At 34.0% G+C, this 17,127-nt stretch carries 15 protein-coding genes and 1 pseudogene; 9 read left to right on the forward strand and 7 right to left on the reverse strand.

Going from position 1 to position 17,127, the window contains the following annotated elements; all coding sequences use genetic code 11:
- Positions 1-105: 105 nt before the first annotated feature.
- Together ACW0JX_RS23550 and ACW0JX_RS23555 are read right to left on the reverse strand one after the other, a co-directional pair.
- Positions 106-2,055: an ABC transporter permease gene (locus ACW0JX_RS23550; protein WP_000176150.1), complete on the reverse strand. Its 1,950-nt coding sequence runs from the start codon at positions 2,053-2,055 to the stop codon at positions 106-108.
- A complete protein-coding gene (locus ACW0JX_RS23555) occupies positions 2,042-2,812 on the reverse strand; it encodes an ABC transporter ATP-binding protein (RefSeq protein WP_000859656.1) in 771 nt (256 codons plus the stop codon). Before ACW0JX_RS23555 ends, ACW0JX_RS23550 begins: the two co-directional genes overlap by 14 nt.
- Before the next feature lie 306 nt (positions 2,813-3,118).
- On the opposite strand from ACW0JX_RS23555, the gene ACW0JX_RS23560 reads away from it, so the two are divergent.
- Positions 3,119-3,991, forward strand: coding sequence for an AraC family transcriptional regulator (locus tag ACW0JX_RS23560; RefSeq protein WP_459245117.1), 873 nt, complete (start codon positions 3,119-3,121; stop codon positions 3,989-3,991).
- A gap of 45 nt (positions 3,992-4,036) precedes the next feature.
- Here ACW0JX_RS23560 and ACW0JX_RS23565 read toward each other — a convergent pair.
- The 3 genes and pseudogenes from ACW0JX_RS23565 to ACW0JX_RS23575 all read right to left on the reverse strand — a co-directional run bounded on the left by ACW0JX_RS23565 (position 4,037) and on the right by ACW0JX_RS23575 (position 5,581).
- Positions 4,037-4,653: pseudogene (locus tag ACW0JX_RS23565) on the reverse strand (SdpI family protein).
- A gap of 23 nt (positions 4,654-4,676) precedes the next feature.
- On the reverse strand, positions 4,677-5,312 hold the full coding sequence (locus ACW0JX_RS23570; RefSeq protein ID WP_459245118.1) for an SdpI family protein: 636 nt from the start codon (positions 5,310-5,312) through the stop codon (positions 4,677-4,679).
- The gene (locus tag ACW0JX_RS23575) at positions 5,309-5,581 is read right to left on the reverse strand and encodes an autorepressor SdpR family transcription factor (protein WP_001070531.1); all 273 of its coding nucleotides are present in this window, start codon (positions 5,579-5,581) and stop codon (positions 5,309-5,311) included. Before ACW0JX_RS23575 ends, ACW0JX_RS23570 begins: the two co-directional genes overlap by 4 nt.
- Before the next feature lie 209 nt (positions 5,582-5,790).
- On the opposite strand from ACW0JX_RS23575, the gene ACW0JX_RS23580 reads away from it, so the two are divergent.
- The 6 genes from ACW0JX_RS23580 to ACW0JX_RS23605 all read left to right on the forward strand — a co-directional run bounded on the left by ACW0JX_RS23580 (position 5,791) and on the right by ACW0JX_RS23605 (position 14,354).
- Positions 5,791-6,486 carry a response regulator transcription factor gene (locus ACW0JX_RS23580; RefSeq protein WP_000276738.1) on the forward strand — a complete coding sequence of 232 codons (696 nt, stop codon included), beginning with the start codon at positions 5,791-5,793 and terminating at the stop codon, positions 6,484-6,486.
- 2 nt (positions 6,487-6,488) lie between these two features.
- Positions 6,489-7,511 carry a sensor histidine kinase gene (locus ACW0JX_RS23585; RefSeq protein WP_000765341.1) on the forward strand — a complete coding sequence of 341 codons (1,023 nt, stop codon included), beginning with the start codon at positions 6,489-6,491 and terminating at the stop codon, positions 7,509-7,511.
- Between the two features lie 94 nt (positions 7,512-7,605).
- Positions 7,606-9,585 carry an ABC transporter permease gene (locus ACW0JX_RS23590; RefSeq protein WP_098975960.1) on the forward strand — a complete coding sequence of 660 codons (1,980 nt, stop codon included), beginning with the start codon at positions 7,606-7,608 and terminating at the stop codon, positions 9,583-9,585.
- Positions 9,586-9,653: 68 nt separating this feature from the next.
- A complete protein-coding gene (locus ACW0JX_RS23595) occupies positions 9,654-11,609 on the forward strand; it encodes an ABC transporter permease (protein ID WP_144465152.1) in 1,956 nt (651 codons plus the stop codon).
- A 19-nt stretch (positions 11,610-11,628) separates the two neighbouring features.
- Positions 11,629-12,381 (forward strand): ABC transporter ATP-binding protein, encoded by a 753-nt coding sequence (locus ACW0JX_RS23600; protein ID WP_000393250.1) that lies wholly within the window; start codon positions 11,629-11,631, stop codon positions 12,379-12,381.
- Positions 12,378-14,354, forward strand: a complete 1,977-nt coding sequence (locus ACW0JX_RS23605) for an FtsX-like permease family protein (RefSeq protein ID WP_459245119.1) — start codon at positions 12,378-12,380, stop codon at positions 14,352-14,354. Before ACW0JX_RS23600 ends, ACW0JX_RS23605 begins: the two co-directional genes overlap by 4 nt.
- A 53-nt stretch (positions 14,355-14,407) precedes the next feature.
- On the opposite strand, the gene ACW0JX_RS23610 is transcribed toward ACW0JX_RS23605, so the two are convergent.
- On the reverse strand, positions 14,408-14,599 hold the full coding sequence (locus ACW0JX_RS23610; RefSeq protein ID WP_001290386.1) for a YjcZ family sporulation protein: 192 nt from the start codon (positions 14,597-14,599) through the stop codon (positions 14,408-14,410).
- 277 nt (positions 14,600-14,876) lie between these two features.
- Here ACW0JX_RS23610 and ACW0JX_RS23615 point away from each other — a divergent pair, with 277 nt between their 5' ends.
- Together ACW0JX_RS23615 and ACW0JX_RS23620 are read left to right on the forward strand one after the other, a co-directional pair.
- A complete protein-coding gene (locus ACW0JX_RS23615; protein WP_000132257.1) occupies positions 14,877-15,470 on the forward strand; it encodes a TetR/AcrR family transcriptional regulator in 594 nt (197 codons plus the stop codon).
- 44 nt (positions 15,471-15,514) lie between these two features.
- Complete coding sequence (locus tag ACW0JX_RS23620) at positions 15,515-16,186, forward strand: YqeB family protein (RefSeq protein ID WP_088021550.1); 672 nt, start codon at positions 15,515-15,517, stop codon at positions 16,184-16,186.
- A gap of 84 nt (positions 16,187-16,270) precedes the next feature.
- Here the strand turns inward: ACW0JX_RS23620 and ACW0JX_RS23625 are convergent, their stop codons facing one another.
- Positions 16,271-17,023 (reverse strand): GntT/GntP/DsdX family permease, encoded by a 753-nt coding sequence (locus ACW0JX_RS23625; protein WP_276568060.1) that lies wholly within the window; start codon positions 17,021-17,023, stop codon positions 16,271-16,273.
- Positions 17,024-17,127 lie beyond the last annotated feature (104 nt).

The following is a 17,127-nucleotide window of genomic DNA, read 5'->3' on the forward strand; positions in this document are numbered from 1 at the left end:
TGTCTAAGTATAACTATCGTTTCTTAATAAAAATTGAGGAAGTTTCTTAAGATTTTATGAAGAATAAAAAAAACAGCTATCGCGTGTAGCGATAGCTGCCCCTTATTACTTCGCACTCACGATCTTATAATAAGAACGAACCGTTAAGAAGTAATATCCAATATAGATGACACCGTATACTCCAATACTAATGAGAAGCGGAATCATAATTTCAAATGGTAATATATTTGATAAACCTTTTAGTGCAAATAAGCTGTGTAAAATACCGATTACTAACGGAATAGCGAAGATAAAGCTTACTTGTTTTGCGATAGCTTTCTTCATTTCTTGCTTCGTTACACCAACTTTATGAAGGACAATGTAACGATCACGGTCAGCACTTGCTTCTGTTAATTGTTTAAAGTAAATGATTGAGCCTGTTGCTAATAGGAATACTAATCCTAAGAATAACCCAATAAACATCATTAAGCCTGTCGTTTCAAGCCCCATTTGGAATCCTGTATAGAAATCGTTAAATGGTTTTAAAACTTCTGATTCTCCAGCTGGCATAATGCTTGCTAATTTTGCTGTTAACTCTTTACTATTTCGCTCACCTTTTACATCAATATTTTTTACAGTACGCGTTTCGTTTACTTGTTTCACTTGCTCATATGTTTTATCAGGAACGATTACAAATAGTTCATTTAAATTTGTAAGGCTTCTATTATTTACACCTTTAATTTTTAATTCTTTTGACTCATTTCCAACAGGGAATACAGCTGTATTTCCTGTATAAAGAGGACCAAAATCAAGTTTCTCAATATATAAGCTATCATATACGAAAGCTTCATTCGCACTTAAATTTACAGGTTCTACATCTAAATGTTTCACATGTTTATTAAAGCTTGATTGAGAAATAAGCTGGTACTGATTCGTAACATTATAGTGTGTGTTCAGAACTTGATCAGCTCTTTCACCTTTAAATGTTCCTTTCACAGGAATCATTTCAACTTCTGATTCATATGTGACTGGGTGATTATTCTTCTCTCCAGCAAGTATTTCATTTACTTTTTTATCTAATGCTGCATCTTTTTTCTCATAGGAATAACTATACGGCGCAGCAACTTTTGATTGCGTAAATGTGTTGTAATACATCGTAACTGACGTACCAACCGCTGTTAATGTAACTGCACTTAAAATAGCGATTGTCGCTAATGATTTCGCATTTCCTTTAATACGATATAGTAACTGCGATGTCGTTACCATATTCATACCATTATAAAATGCTGACTTATTATTTCTTGCACGTTTCAATACAAATACTGTGAAGAACATGAACAGTAAATAAGTCCCTGCTACTGTCGCTAATAAAATATATAATGCAACGACCATAAAGTCTGCATACATAACTGCTTTCATGTACATTAGCGCTAAAAAATAACCTGAACCGATTAAGAAAACTGAAATTAATGCCATGATGACAGATCCTTTTGGCATTGCTTCTCCTTCACGTTCTGCACGGAAAAGTTCAATTAACTTAAAGCGATAAATTAAACGATATCCTTGAAGTGATGTATATAAAATAATCACAAAGAAAATAATTGCTGTATCAATAATGGCAGCCATCGGTACTTCAAAATGAACGTTTAAATTTAATCCCATCATATTTACTAATAACTCAAGGAATAATTTCGAAAGGACACTACCGATCGCAATCCCGATTACTAATGACATTAATCCCATTAACATATTTTCATAAAAGAGCATTTTACCAATTTGTCTTTTACGAATACCTAATAACGAATATAAGCCAACTTCTTTTTTACGTTTACGTGTAAAGAATCCGTTCGAATATATAATGAACACTGCTACGAAAATGATAAGCATCACACTGGAAACTTGGAACGCTCCGCTAATTTTTTTTGAAGCTTCTGCTGCTTTTTCCATTTGTGAATTATATTGCAGTGCTTTAAATGTAAAATAAATAACAATACTAAAAATCATAGATGCGAAATATACAAAGTAGTCTTTAAAGTTCCGCTGTATGTTGCGGAGGGCAATGCTAGATAAGGTCATCAGCCATACCTCCAGAAATAGAAGACATTACGTCAACGACTTTTTGGAAGAACTGTTTACGCGTTGATTCACCACGGTGCAATTCTTTATATAGTTCACCATCTTTAATGAAAATAACTCGTTTACAATAACTTGCTGCAAATGCATCATGCGTTACCATTAAAATTGTTGAGTTATCATATTCATTTAATGACTTCATACTTTCAAGTAAATCTGTTGCAGATTTAGAATCAAGCGCTCCAGTTGGCTCGTCTCCGAAAATCATACTTGGGTTCGTAACGATTGCACGTGATGCTGCGCAGCGCTGCTTCTGTCCACCAGATACTTGATATGGGAACTGACTTAAAATATGATCAATGCCAAATTTCTTTGAGATTTCAAGAACGCGGCGATCAATCTCACTCGCTTTCACCTTTGATAACGCAAGTGGTAAAGCGATATTCTCTTTCACTGTTAACGTATCTAATAAGTTATAATCTTGGAAAATGAAGCCTAAATGATCACGGCGGAATAACGCTAACTTATCATCATTCATTTTCACAATATCTTTTCCATCAATTAAAATTTCACCGTTCGTCGCATTATCAATTGTAGAAAGAACGTTTAGTAAAGTCGTCTTACCAGAACCAGAAGGTCCCATAATTCCAACGAACTCACCTTCTTTTACTTGTAAGTTAATACCTTTTAACGCTGCAAATTTATTACCACCCGTGTCATATACTTTTTCAATATTTTTTGCTTCTAATACTGTTTTCATCTCGACATCCCTCATTTCTTCTATTCTCTATTTTCAACTATATACACTCTCTACTCTTGCCACTATCGATGTTTCTTACACAAACATGACAGTTATGTAAGGCACATAAGTAAAGAAATCAAAAAGTTAACGTAATGAATTAAAGTACTTTGTTACTATAACATTGGGATATCATACCATCCATTCATTCTCCTTACAGGAACATTACAATTTTGTAAGGTAAAAAATGCACCTACAAAGTTGTGCACGAAATGTCGGATGGAGCTATTCCGTTCCTGCTATTCTATGTACAGAGGAGGTCATAATATGGATTCACTTAAAAATATGAATGCTGCAATGCAGTATATCGAAAACAACCTTACACATGAAATTGATTTTAAAGAAGTCACAAAAATAGCTTACTGCTCCGAATATCATTTCAAGAGAATGTTTTCTTTTTTAGCTGGCATATCACTATCAGAATATATTCGCTGTAGACGTCTTACTCTCGCTGCCTTTGAACTAAAAAACAACAATGTAAAAGTCATTGATATCGCTATAAAATATGGATACAACTCACCAGATTCATTCGCTCGTGCATTTCAAAACTTGCACGGTATAACACCTTCAGAGGCCCGAAATAGTAGCCATTCTTTGAAGGCTTATTCACCAATGACCTTCCAATTATCCATTCAAGGAGGAAATGAAATGAACTATCGAATTGAAGAAAAAGAGCCCTTTCGAATTATAGGTATTACAAAACGAGTACCAATCGTTTTTAACGGTGTAAATGAAGAAATTGCTTCTATGTGGAAAAGTTTAAACCCAGAGTCTATTCAAACATTAAAGTCCCTTTCAAACATTGAACCTACTGGAATTATTAGTGCTTCTACTAATTTTTCTGAAGGAAGAATGGAGGAAAAAGGAGAACTTGATCACTATATTGGAGTAGCCACAACAAAGGATTGTCCAGAGCAATTCGCGCAACTTGAAGTCGCAGCTTCAACATGGGCTATATTTGAAGCTGTCGGTCCATTTCCTGATGCACTACAAAATGTATGGGGGCGTATTTATTCTGAATGGTTCCCTTCTTCGAACTATGAACTAGCGGAAGGACCGGAAGTATTGTGGAATGAACAGAAACACATATCTTCTCCAAACTTTAAAAGTGAAATTTGGATACCGGTTTTGAAGAAGTGATAAAAAAACAAAGCTGCTCTTCCCTAAAAGGAAAAGCAGCTTTATTTACATTTTCAACTCTTCTTTATAAATACTATATGACTTTATTGTTGATACGATAATACATATTAATATGATTCCAATCCCCATAGATCTGGAAGCAAAGCCCCGGCATATATACAAAGTGAACCTATTACAAATACCCTCGAAGCAAATCTATGTGTTTTTCTCCAAACTACAGGATTTTCTAATGTCCAGTCCATTCGAATGCCTACTAACCCGTTCGGCTTCGTTTGTTGCATGTAATTACCTAGTACAAGAAACAATGTTCCAAGTCCAAAATTAAATGCAATTGAGCCCGATGCAATATAATTAGACGCTGCTAATAGTGCAAATATGTTACATCCAAATCCGATAAAGAGAATGGCATAATTAATCGCTGAAAGAACTTTGGATTGCTGTGTAGACTTATCTTTTATGAATCCAAAAACTAGCCATATCATATAGAGCACTACCATACTACCTATCGAGAATGAACTTGCTTCTATTTTAGAAAAATATCCATCTACTACTCCTGCTGCATTATAATGGCGTGGAATTTGTTCTGGTAAATATGGCCATACAATATACCATCCAATTGCAATGCCAATAATTAAACTCCATGGTAATACGTGTCTTTTCATCCTCTCTCCCCCATAATTTTTTATTAGGCCCCTATTTCTTTTTTATAAGCAATATATGAATATCCCATCGTTAATCCTACTGCACCAATAACAATTCCAACCATTACGAAAGATTTCCACGTTACTGGTGCAAAAACACTTAAAATCATAATGATCCCCAATGCAACAAACACCTTTCCGCTAAAACGGTGTGTCTTTCTCCATACTTCTTCGCTACTTAACGTCCACGGCGTTTTTATACCTACAAAATAGTTTGGTTTACATTGTGGTAAATAGTTTCCGATGACTATAAATAAAATACCTACTAATAATTCCGGCACGCGATTAATGAATAAATTGTATCCTAATCCACTTGTAATAATATCTATATTCCCTACAAATAGTAGCAGTAATATCCCGTTATTCATCATCATAAAAGCTTTAGAAAACTTCTCGTAGTTCGCTTTCTTTGGATCAATCTTTGGTAACACATTTAGAAAAATATATAAAACAATCATAATTCCAACCATAGAAAGCATTCCATACAATTTAGAAGAATATCCATCTACTTTACCGCCGCTCCAATGCGTTGCAATTGTATCCGGTAAATGTGGCCAAGCAAACGCCCAAGCTAAACAAGTTATAACAATTAATAAGATTGCAAAAAGATGCTTCCTCATTTCCCCTCTTCCCCCTTATTCGTAAATGTAAACACCCAAGTCAACAAATCTTGAAAGACCGTTGTGTTTAAAGAGTACACAACGAATTGCCCTTTCTTTTCATCTTGAATAAGTTCAGCATTTTTAAGTGCGCTTAAGTGGTGTGAAATACTTGGTTTTGTCATATTGAAATGTTCAGCAATCTCACCAGCGGTTAGATCACCTTCTTTTAATAAGTCTAAAATTTTTCGCCTTGTTGGATCTGCTAATGCTTTGAATGCTTGATTCAATGTCTTTCTTCCTTTCAATAATTAGACATTTAGATATTTATCTAAATGTTAAACCGATTACCGTTATTTGTCAATTTCATCCAGCGCCCTTTTTACTTTTCTCACTTTTAACCTATACTGTTTACTAGCTTATCTTTCAACATAATGAAAAGACTTGAAACACATGATACACTATAGCTACAATTGTTTTTTTGAGGAGGAATATACATATGTATAAAATTTTAATCGTTGAAGACGATCCAAATATTTCATCATTACTGCAATCTCACATTCAGAAGTACGGTTATGAGGCTGTGGTAGCGGAGAATTTCGATGATATTATGGAATCGTTTAACGCTGTGAAACCACATCTTGTTTTACTTGATGTAAACTTACCGAAATTCGATGGTTTCTACTGGTGCCGTCAAATTCGTCATGAATCTACTTGTCCAATTATTTTCATTTCAGCGCGTGCTGGTGAGATGGAACAAATTATGGCAATTGAAAGCGGTGCGGATGATTACATTACAAAACCGTTCCATTACGACGTTGTAATGGCGAAAATTAAAGGACAATTACGTCGTATTTACGGTGATTATGCACCAAATATTTCTGAACGTATCGTTGAAGTAGAAGGTTTAAAACTATTCCCAGAACGTCCTGAAATTCACTTCGGATCTGAACAAGTTCTTTTAACGAAGAAAGAGGCTATTTTAGCTGAAATGTTATTATCTAAATTCCCTCGTACAGCAAGCCGTGAAGATTTATTAGCTGCGCTTTGGGATGACGAGAGCTTCGTTGAAGAAAATACATTAAACGTAAACATTACGCGTCTTCGTAAAAAGTTTAATGAGCTTGGTATTGAGAACTCTATTGAAACAGTACGTGGACTTGGATATCGTTTTAACGCAACTTGGAGTGAATAAGCATGAAGCTATTTTTACGTGATCATTTTGCATTTTTCCTACTGTACGTATTAAACTTCGGTATCATTTTCGTTCTTTATGATGCAGTAGATGGATTTCAAAACAATAAATTTTACTTCGTCGTTTTAAGTTTATATTTATTCATTTGTTTCCTCGCTTATCGTTACGTTCGCAATCGTAGAATGTACCATAGATTAAGTGAGCAACCAGAAAAAATGGAAGATGCGTTTATTGAAAGAGCGACTGCTCCGATGCCTCACGGTGTCAATGAACTCGTGCGTACGCAGTACCGCCTCTTCCAAAAAGAACTACAATCGTATGAAGTAAAACAACAAGAACATCAACTATTCATTAACCATTGGGTACATCAAATGAAAACACCTGTTTCTGTTATGCAGCTTATGGTGCTAGAAATGGAAGACGAGCATTTAATTCCAAAGTTTAAAAAAGAATTAGAGCGTCTAAACCAAGGGCTTGATATGGCCTTATACATGGCTAGGTTAAATAACTTCCATGAAGATTTCCATGTCGAGACGATTTCATTAAAAGATACGGTAACAAAAAATATTAATGGCTTAAAAGAACTATTCATTCGTAATGGTGTCTTCCCTGTTTTAGAAGTCCATTCTGATTTAAAAGTTGCTTCTGATGCGAAATGGCTAAAATTTATCATCTATCAGTTAATGACAAATGCTGTTCGTTACTCTGGTGAGCGCGGAAAGAAAGTTTTCTTATCTGCTTACCGAAACGGAAAAGATATTATTTTAGAAGTTCGTGATGAAGGTGTTGGTATTCCGCAAGAAGATATTCGAAGAGTATTTGAACCGTTTTACACTGGGAAAAACGGTCGCGCATTCGGAGAATCTACTGGTATGGGCCTTTATATTGTAAGTAAAATTTGTGATTATTTAGGTCACTCGGTCAAACTAGATTCTGAAGTTGGTAAAGGAACGACGATTAAAATCATCTTCCACAACGCTGCAAATAATCAGGCAGAACATACGGAGAAGGTGACCGAAGCATGATCGTAACATATGCAAGCAAAATGTATGAGAACTCACTCTCATACATTTTTTGCAATACAACTACTTCTATATCTTCTAGCCGGAGGTATAATCTATGACATTTTGGCAATTTGCATTTAAAAACGTCACGCGCAACTCGAGAGCTTATTTTGCTTACTTTGTAAGTAGTTCCTTTTCCATTGCTGTGTTCTTTTCATTTGCTGTTTACTTATTCCATCCGAAATTACAAAACTTTGGTATGACCTCTGAAATTTCAGGATTAATGGTATTTTCAGAAGTAATAATTGTATTTTTCTCTTTCTTCTTTTTACTATATTCCATTGGTGCTTTTTTAAAAGTTAGAAAAAAACAATTTGGGATTTTGACTATTTTAGGAATATCGAGAAAACAATTACATCGTCTTGTTTTTATGGAGAATATGTTAATCGGGGTTTTATCTATCTTTTTCGGCATGCAGTTTGGAGTTGTTTTTTCTCAATTTTTCTTATTAGTAACAGCCAAACTTACGCATGTTCCAGGAATATATTTATACGGTCCGACTAACGCGTTTATTTTAACAACCATTGTTTTCCTTAGTCTTTTTATCATTGTATCTGCATTCACACCAATGCTTATTCGTACAAAAAAAGCGGTACACCTTTTAAAAACAAATGTTGGAAAACAAAAAGAAAGAAAACCATCCATACTTGTTTCTTTCTTTGGTGCGATCTGTTTATTTGGTGGTTATGCGTTAGCTGGAAATCCTAAATATTTCGTATCAGTAAGCCCGCAAATCGGTGTTATATATATGGTCTCAAGTATTTTCGTTATCCCAACGCTTGTTACAATCGGAACATATTTTTTCTTTTCTCAAATTAGCTTCTTACTCATTTATATTCTAAAGAAAAGAAGAAAATTTTATATGAAACGGATTAATATGCTTTGGGTTTCGGATTTAGCAAGCCGTATTCGAACGAATATTAATATGCTTTTTATTGTAGCGATGCTATCTACTATCGCTTTCACAATGATTACGTTTCTATATGGATTCGGGAAATTTATTAAGCTAGAAGTTAATAGAACTTCTCCTTTCCCAATTTCTTATTTTTCTTATGATGCGAACCCTTTTGTTACAGAGCATTTAAATTGGCTTGAGCAACAATTACAAAAAGAGCATTTCCCCTATCAAAAAATAAAAGCTGATATATATGAAACACCACTAAAAGAAGATAAAGATATAGCTATTTATAATGACGTATACGCAATTAAGCAAAGTGACTATAACAAACTTGCAGATTCTTTACGAATGAAACAACTATTTATGGATGATAACGAAGCATATGTGCTAACAGGGACATCTTATAACACCATATTCAACGAATTTGAGCAAAGCTACAAAAGAGATTACATTACACTCTCTAGTACAAATACGAAATTACGAGTGAAAGGCTATGAGCATGTGAATGCAATTCCATCTGGCTTTTCATATCAAACGATAGTTTTGCCTGATGTTATCGTAAATAACTTACCTAGCACCGTAAAGCATATATCAGCATACAATTACAAAATTCAAAACTGGGAACAGACATATGAAATTGCTGATAATTTTATAGAAAAAGTGCAAAAAGATCGAAATAAATCCCAGTATGAAGGACCTCTTATTCGCTCCTTTGAATCAGCAGGATCGTTATACAAAATAACATCAGGCAGTGCTGCATTTTTCCTAATTGGGACATTTTTAGGAGTTATTTTCTTCATTGGAGCTGGTAGCGTTCTTTACTTTAGAATGTATACGGATTTGACGAACGAACAAGAGAAATATATAACGATTTCTAAAATCGGTGTAACAGATACAGAGATGAAACGATCTGCAACCATTCAACTTAGTATTTTATTTTTCATTCCGTACATTATGGCATCCATTCATACAATGTTTGCAACAAAAATGTTACAAGATGTAATTGGTTTATCTCTGTTCAAAGAGGTTTCAGCCGTTCTTATTATTTTTGGATTCGTTGAAATCGTATTTTTCGTATTCATTCGTTCACTTTATATGCAAAAATTATCACAATACACGAGTGGACAAAATATTTAAAACAAACTTGATGAAAAGAGTATTTCCTATGCTCTTCTCATCTTCACCCTATCAGGAGGTTCAGGTGAATGACATTTTGGCAGTTTGCATTTAAAAACGTGACGCGGAACGCCAGAGCTTATTTCGCCTATTTTGTAAGCAGTGCGTTCTCCATCGCAATCTTTTTCTCATTTGCAGTTTATTTATTTCATCCTAAATTGCATATGACAGACGTGAATTATTCTCTGAACATATTAATGACAATTTCAGAAGTTGTCATTGTGTTCTTTTCATTTTTCTTTTTACTGTATTCAATCGGGACGTTTTTAAAAGTACGAAAAAAACAGTTCGGGATTTTAACAGTACTTGGCATATCTCAAAAACAATTAAAGCGACTCATATTTATAGAAAATATGTTAATTGGTGCTCTTTCTATATTTTTTGGCATTCAACTTGGAGTTGTCTTTTCACAGTTCTTTTTATTAGTTACCGCCAAAATTACACACGTACCTGGTTTATATTTATATCCGCCTACAAGTGCTATCGTTTTAACTATCATCATCTTTCTTGGGCTCTTCATTCTCGTATCATCTTTTACACCGATGCTCATTCGTACGAGAAAAGCCGTACGTCTTTTAAAAGAAGGAACACAACAAAAAGAAAGAAAAGCATCCGTGCTCATCTCTCTATTTGGTGCGGCATGTTTAATAACTGGATATGTATTAGAATCCAATCCATTATATTTTATGTCGTTAGGCGATACCATTGGGCTTTTATATGCCGTCTCTAGTATATTTGTTATTCCATCGCTTATTGCAGCTGGAACATACTTTTTCTTTTCACAAATTAGTTTTTTACTTATTCGTATTTTAAAAATGCGAAGAACGTTTTATATGAAACGAATTAATATGCTTTGGATTTCGGATTTAGCAGCGCGCATTCGGACAAACATTAACATGCTCTTTATTGTAGCGATGCTATCAACACTCGCTTTTACAATGATTACATTCTTATACGGTTTTGGGAAATTTACAAAGTTTGATGCAATTAGACAAAACCCTTTCCCGTTTACGTATTTATCACATACTGAAAATACATTAGCTGATGAACATTTAAACTGGTTAGAGCAGAAATTTAATGAAGAGCATTTTACTTATACGAAATTTAAAACGGATATATATGAAGTATCTTCAGCTGAAGATAACACGCAGCTCTATTACGCAATTAAACAAAGTGACTATAATGTACTTGCTAAAGCATTAAATTGGGAAAAACTCACGGTAAATAAGAATGAATCTTATATTCTTATGAAAGACTTAGATGATCAAGTTATTGGAACACTTCACAATGAAGAAAAGAAAAATACTCTTACACTTACTCAAAACAATTTACAACTACAAGTGAAAGAATATAAAAGTTATAGCCCATTCCCAAACAGCTTAATATACCAATTACTCATACTATCTGATGAAACTGTAGAATCCTTATCCACAGTTTCCAAACAAATGAGTGTATATAACTTCAAAGTTACAGATTGGGAAAAAGCACATAATATCGGTTCATCGTTTATCACAAAAATCAATAACGACAATGCAGCAATTCAAGCAGAGCATCCACCGTTCCATGCAAGTGAAGCGAGCGATTCTCTATACACAACAAAACTAAATGTCGCTTCGTTCTTCTTAATTGGTACTTTCTTAGGTGTTATTTTCTTTATCGGTGCTGGTAGTGTTCTTTACTTCCGAATGTATACAGATTTAACAAATGAGCAAGAAAAATATATAACGATTACGAAAATTGGCTTAACTGAAACTGAAATGAAACGTTCATCGACAATTCAGCTTGCGATTCTTTTCTTCGTGCCTTACATTATGGCATCAATCCATACGATGTTTGCGACAAAGATGCTACAAGAAGTTTTACATCTCTCGTTCTTCGCTGAGATTACAGTCGTACTGTTGATTTTTGGAACAGTTGAAATTTTATTTTTCCTTTTAATTCGTTCCTTTTATATGCAAAAATTATCACAACATATTAAGTTTTAAAAGTAGAAAGGTGATTACTATGGAAGAAGTATTACACATAAAAAACGTCTCAAAAGTATATGAGGGAAAAGTCCCTCATACTGCTTTAAAAAATATAAATTTACACGTAGATAAAGGGGAATTCGTTGCCATTATGGGGCCATCTGGTAGCGGGAAATCTACATTTTTAAACGTTATTTCTACAATTGATTCTCCTACTTCTGGTGACGTCGTTATTAACGGAAAAAAACCACACACATTTCGTAGAGAGAAGTTAGCTATTTTCCGCCGCCAAGAGTTAGGATTTGTTTTCCAAAACTTTAACCTACTAGATACACTAACAATCGGTGAAAATATCGTACTACCTTTAACATTAGATAATGTTCCATTAAAAGAAATGGATGAAAAGCTTGATAACATTTCAAAAAAGCTTGGGATTGATCATATTTTAGACAAACGTATTTTTGAAGTTTCTGGAGGACAAGCACAGCGTACTGCAGTAGCACGTGCTGTTATTCATCACCCTTCTCTCTTACTAGCTGATGAACCGACAGGGAACTTAGATTCGAAAGCCGCTATTGATGTAATGGAGTTATTTACGAAATTAAACAAAGAAGAAGATGCAACGATTTTAATGGTTACGCACGATCCGTTTGCAGCAAGTTATTGTAACCGTGTTATTTTCATTAAAGATGGAGAGCTTTACAATGAACTGCACCGCGGATTATATCGCGAGAAGTTTTATCAAGAAATATTAGATGTTCTAGCCTTATTAGGAGGAAGACGTGGATGACGTTTTGGCAATTCGCATTTAAAAATGTCTCACGTAATTCAAAAGCATATTTCGCCTACTTTGTAAGTAGTGCGTTTTCTATCATGGTTTTCTTTTCATTTACTGTATACGCATATCATCCACGCTTACAGAGTGTACAAAGCTTTCAAGAACGTGATCCTCTAATGAATTTAGCTAGTACAGCACAGCTTGTGATTGTTATGTTCTCGTTCTTCTTTCTCTTATATTCAATTGGAACATTTTTAAATGTGCGGAAGCAGCAATTCGGGATACTCACTATTCTTGGTATCTCACAGAGACAATTAAAAAGATTGTTATTTACCGAAAACATGATAATTGGGATATTATCCATCTTTATCGGCATTCAAGGTGGACTTGTATTTTCTAACTTTTTCTTATTAGTCACTTCGAAATTAACAAACGCGAAAGGTCTCTATTTATATTGGCCAACAGAAGCGATTATCGTTACAACCGTAACGTTTATCATCTTATTTTTAATCGTTTCTACATTTACACCAATGTTTATTCGTACTCGAAAAACAACGAAGCTTATTAAGGGCGTTAACAAAGAGAAGAGCGAAAAAAAACCATCTATACTGATTTCACTATTTGCTTTAACTTGTTTAGGACTATGCTATTATATTGCTGGTTATCCGCAAGGCTACATAACGGAAAAAAATGCACAAAATGGATCTGTATTCTTAATTATGCTATCTATTTTACCGCTTGTAGTAGTTGGGACGTATTTATTTTTTTCACAAACATTTCTTCTCTTTATCTATATTTTAAAGAAACGAAGAAAGTTTTATTTAAAACAAATAAATATGTTATGGATTTCAGATTTAGTTTCTCGTACACGCAGTAATATTAATGTACTCTTTATTGTTTCTATGCTATCTGCACTTGCATTTACAATTATTATCGGGTTATTTGCTGCAAACAATAATACGAAAGCACCCATACTAGAACGATATCCAATACCATTCACCTATACATCAGAAGGTGTTAATGCATTTGAACAAAAGCATATTACTACGATTGAAACTGAACTTACAAATGCTAATTTTCAATATGACAAATATAAATTTACCGTTTTAAAAGATACAGCTTCAAAAGAATCAATTGCCATTATGAAAATGAGTGATTATAACGCAATAGCACAGCAATTAAACAGACCAAAAATCACTCTCGATTCTTCACAAGTTTATAATATTTCTCGCTATTCACCAGTGTTATTAAATCTCGTGTCTAACCCATTTGCGAAGCAGAACACGATTACACTTGGCTCTAATAAAAAGGAATTTCAAATTAAAGGTTTTATTAATAGAGGAATTGAGCCTCCCTTTGCATTACCTCACTTAATTGTGATGCAAGATGAAGTAATTGAAAATATGATTCCTCATATTGAAACAATTACAGTCTATAACTACTTCGTGGAAAATTGGGAAAATGCAATTGTCCCAACAAAAAATATATTAAAAAGCTTAAATCATGATGCAGAAACCTTGTATGAAGCACATAAAAATGAAGAAGATTTCATTAAACCATTTTATATTTATACAGCTACGGATGAACTCGTTCATAGTAAAGGAAATGCAGTCGCTCAATTCTTTATTTGGGCATTTCTCGGCTTTATTTTCTTTATCGGAGCAGCTAGTGTTTTATATTTCCGTATGTATAATGACTTAACAACTGAAAGACAAAAGTATATTACGATTACAAATCTTGGCTTAACTGAATCAGAAATGTTTCGCTCTGCAACGATTCAATTAGGAATTTTATTTTTCGTTCCTTACATCGTTGCTGGTGTTCACACATTATTTGCGGTTAAGTTTTTACAAAGTATGTTTTCTTTCTCCTTACTAAAAGAGACATGTATCGTACTCACCTTTTTCGGGATTATCGAGATTATTTTCTTCTTCTTAATCCGTTCTCTGTACATTAATAAATTATCACAGCATATAAAAATATGAATAAAATGGCCTTGTGCAATACGCACAAGGCCATTTTCAATAGTTTTTAATAATTAGCAGCAATATCCACCATAGCCGCCTGCGTAACCGCCGTAACCACCATAGCCACAACCGCCGCCTCCGCCGAAGCAGCTAGCACCGATGATAATTAATAAAATAAACAATACGATTAGAAGCGCAAAACCGCCTCCGCATCCACGTCTACGATCGCAATCATCATGTCTGTGTTCACACTTTTCGCTCATTACCCTATTCCTCCTTTAGTATCATTCATAACAAGTTCCTCTTGTTCTAAATGAGGGGATTCCATTTATATTATGTTTTCAGGGCGAATAGGAAGCTTGGCTTACCTAAAAACGGGCTTGTTTTAGGAATTGGGCTTTATTAAAAAGCGAATGAGCCTTATCCAGATGTAAGCATAAAACATTTGACATGCTCTTAATTTCTTACTAATATTTAATTGAACGACCAATCAATTTTTTGATTATACATTTAAATCATATAAATTAGGAGTTGAATAGCGTGACTGATTCTTTTATTGCAGAGGCTAGGCGTGAACAAATTATTCTTGCATGTATTGATACATTAGAAGAGGTTGGATATAACAACTTAAGCTTAACGAAGGTAGCAAAAAAAGCTAAGATTAGCACCGGACTTATTTCTTATCATTTTAACGATAAGCTTTACCTTATGAATCGCACATTACAATTTTTAGTTACCAAACAACATGAATTTATTAGTAATCGAGTACTATTAGCTCAATCTGAAATAAATAAACTAGAGGCTTTTATTGAAGCACACTTGGCTTATCAAGAAACTCATTACAAAAATAATATTGCCTTAATTGAGATTGTCTTTAATGCAAGAAATGAAGAGAACGTTCCTTATTACAGAATCGAAGACGACGAAGAGGAGGATGCTCTTAGAACGATGTTATTAGATATTTTGAAGACTGGTCAACAAAATGGCGTGTTTTCCGATTCTTTCCAAACCGACACATTAGCTTCATTTATTTTAGGAGCAATCGAAGAAAGAATGCTGAAGGCAAATTCATCTATATCCATAGAAAATTACTCAGATGAGCTCATAAAAATGGTGAAGAAACTCACTGTTTAAATATGCCTTGATTAAAAAAATATATATGAAAGGATGAACTACACATGAAAAAGGCATCTGTCATTGGATTAGGTTTTTTAGAAAAATTACTTGCTATAGTAAGCCCAATCCTTTTAGGCATTATTGGATATTTTTCACCTAAATTAATAGAGATTATAAAAAGGATTCCTCTCTTTTCTGATTCAAAAATTATAGAACTTTTAAATTTTATTAACCCCTTCTGGCTTCCTATTATCCTCATGCTAATTGGTGTTTTTGCAGGAATTTTATTTTCTTTAATTATTTATAGTGACGCTTTAAAGATGAACATTACTTCGGAAAGCATTCACGTGAATAAGGACGATCAAAAGAAACAAATCACCAGATCAAATGTAAAAGCCGTTTTTGTAGATAAGCGTCAAGTGGTTATCATTGATCAAGAAGACCGAGAATGGTTACGTGAAACATCTGACATTAACCCAAGCAAAATTAAAGATACTTTCTTAATGCAAGGCTTCCCCTGGGTGGAACAAGATCCTTATAAACATGAGTATAGCTTATGGAAATTAGAGGATGAGCGATTTAATAAAAGCATAAATACTATTTTGTATGAAAGACGAAATGCCCTTCGAGAAGGAAACTCGAAAAAAAAGAAGCATTTACGCAAAGATTTGAATGAGCTAGGAGTCTTTGTCAAAGACGATGGAGAAGATCAGTATGTCCGTTCCATTAAGTAATAGAAAGCACAAAAAACAAATAAAACCTACAGAGAAATTACATTTCCTCTGTAGGTTTTATTCGTTTAAATCTGATCTCCTCTCCTAAAGAAACATATTCAACAAAAGAGCAAAACCAAATGCAATAAATGATAACAATGTCTCGAGTACCGTCCACGTTTTAAACGTTTCCTTCACCGTCAAACCTAAATACTCTTTTACAAGCCAGAACCCTGCATCATTTACGTGAGAAAACATTAATGAACCTGCACCGGTTGCAATAACGAGAAGCTCTAAATTCACACCAGACATGTGCTGAATAACTGGTGAAACAATCCCTGCTGCTGTCGTTAATGCTACTGTAGCTGAACCTGTTGCAATTCGAATTAAACCAGCTACCATGAAAGCTAATACGATTGGTGATAACGAAATATGTTCTGCCATTTGTGCAATAGCTGTTCCAACGCCGCTTTCAATTAATATTTGTTTAAATCCACCGCCTGCACCGATAATTAAAATAATGGAACCGACCGGTAATAAACTTTCGTCTGTTAATTTTTTAATCATCTTTTTATTAATACCTTGTTTGATACCAAGTAAATAAAATGCTGCGAAACATGAAATAAGTAAGGCGATTACTGGACTTCCTATAAACACGAAAAATTCAGTCAATTTTTTCGGTAATGAAATATATGGTGCAACTACTGATAAAATCATCAATACAACTGGTAATAAAATAATAAAGAATGAAACTTTACGACTTGGCAAATCAGTTGATACTGTCGTAACTCGAACAAGCTCTGGTTCATTTTCAGGTATAACCGATACGATAAACTTAACTAAATCTATACAATTCAATCAAATTTACACAAGTTAGTGCTTCATCGTGTTCTCGCAGCCCCAAAGGGACGAGGGGTATAACACTCCACACGAGGCAGTATCGTTACCTCCTATTATCAAGC

Source organism: Bacillus sp. C-3-6 (assembly GCF_054509685.1).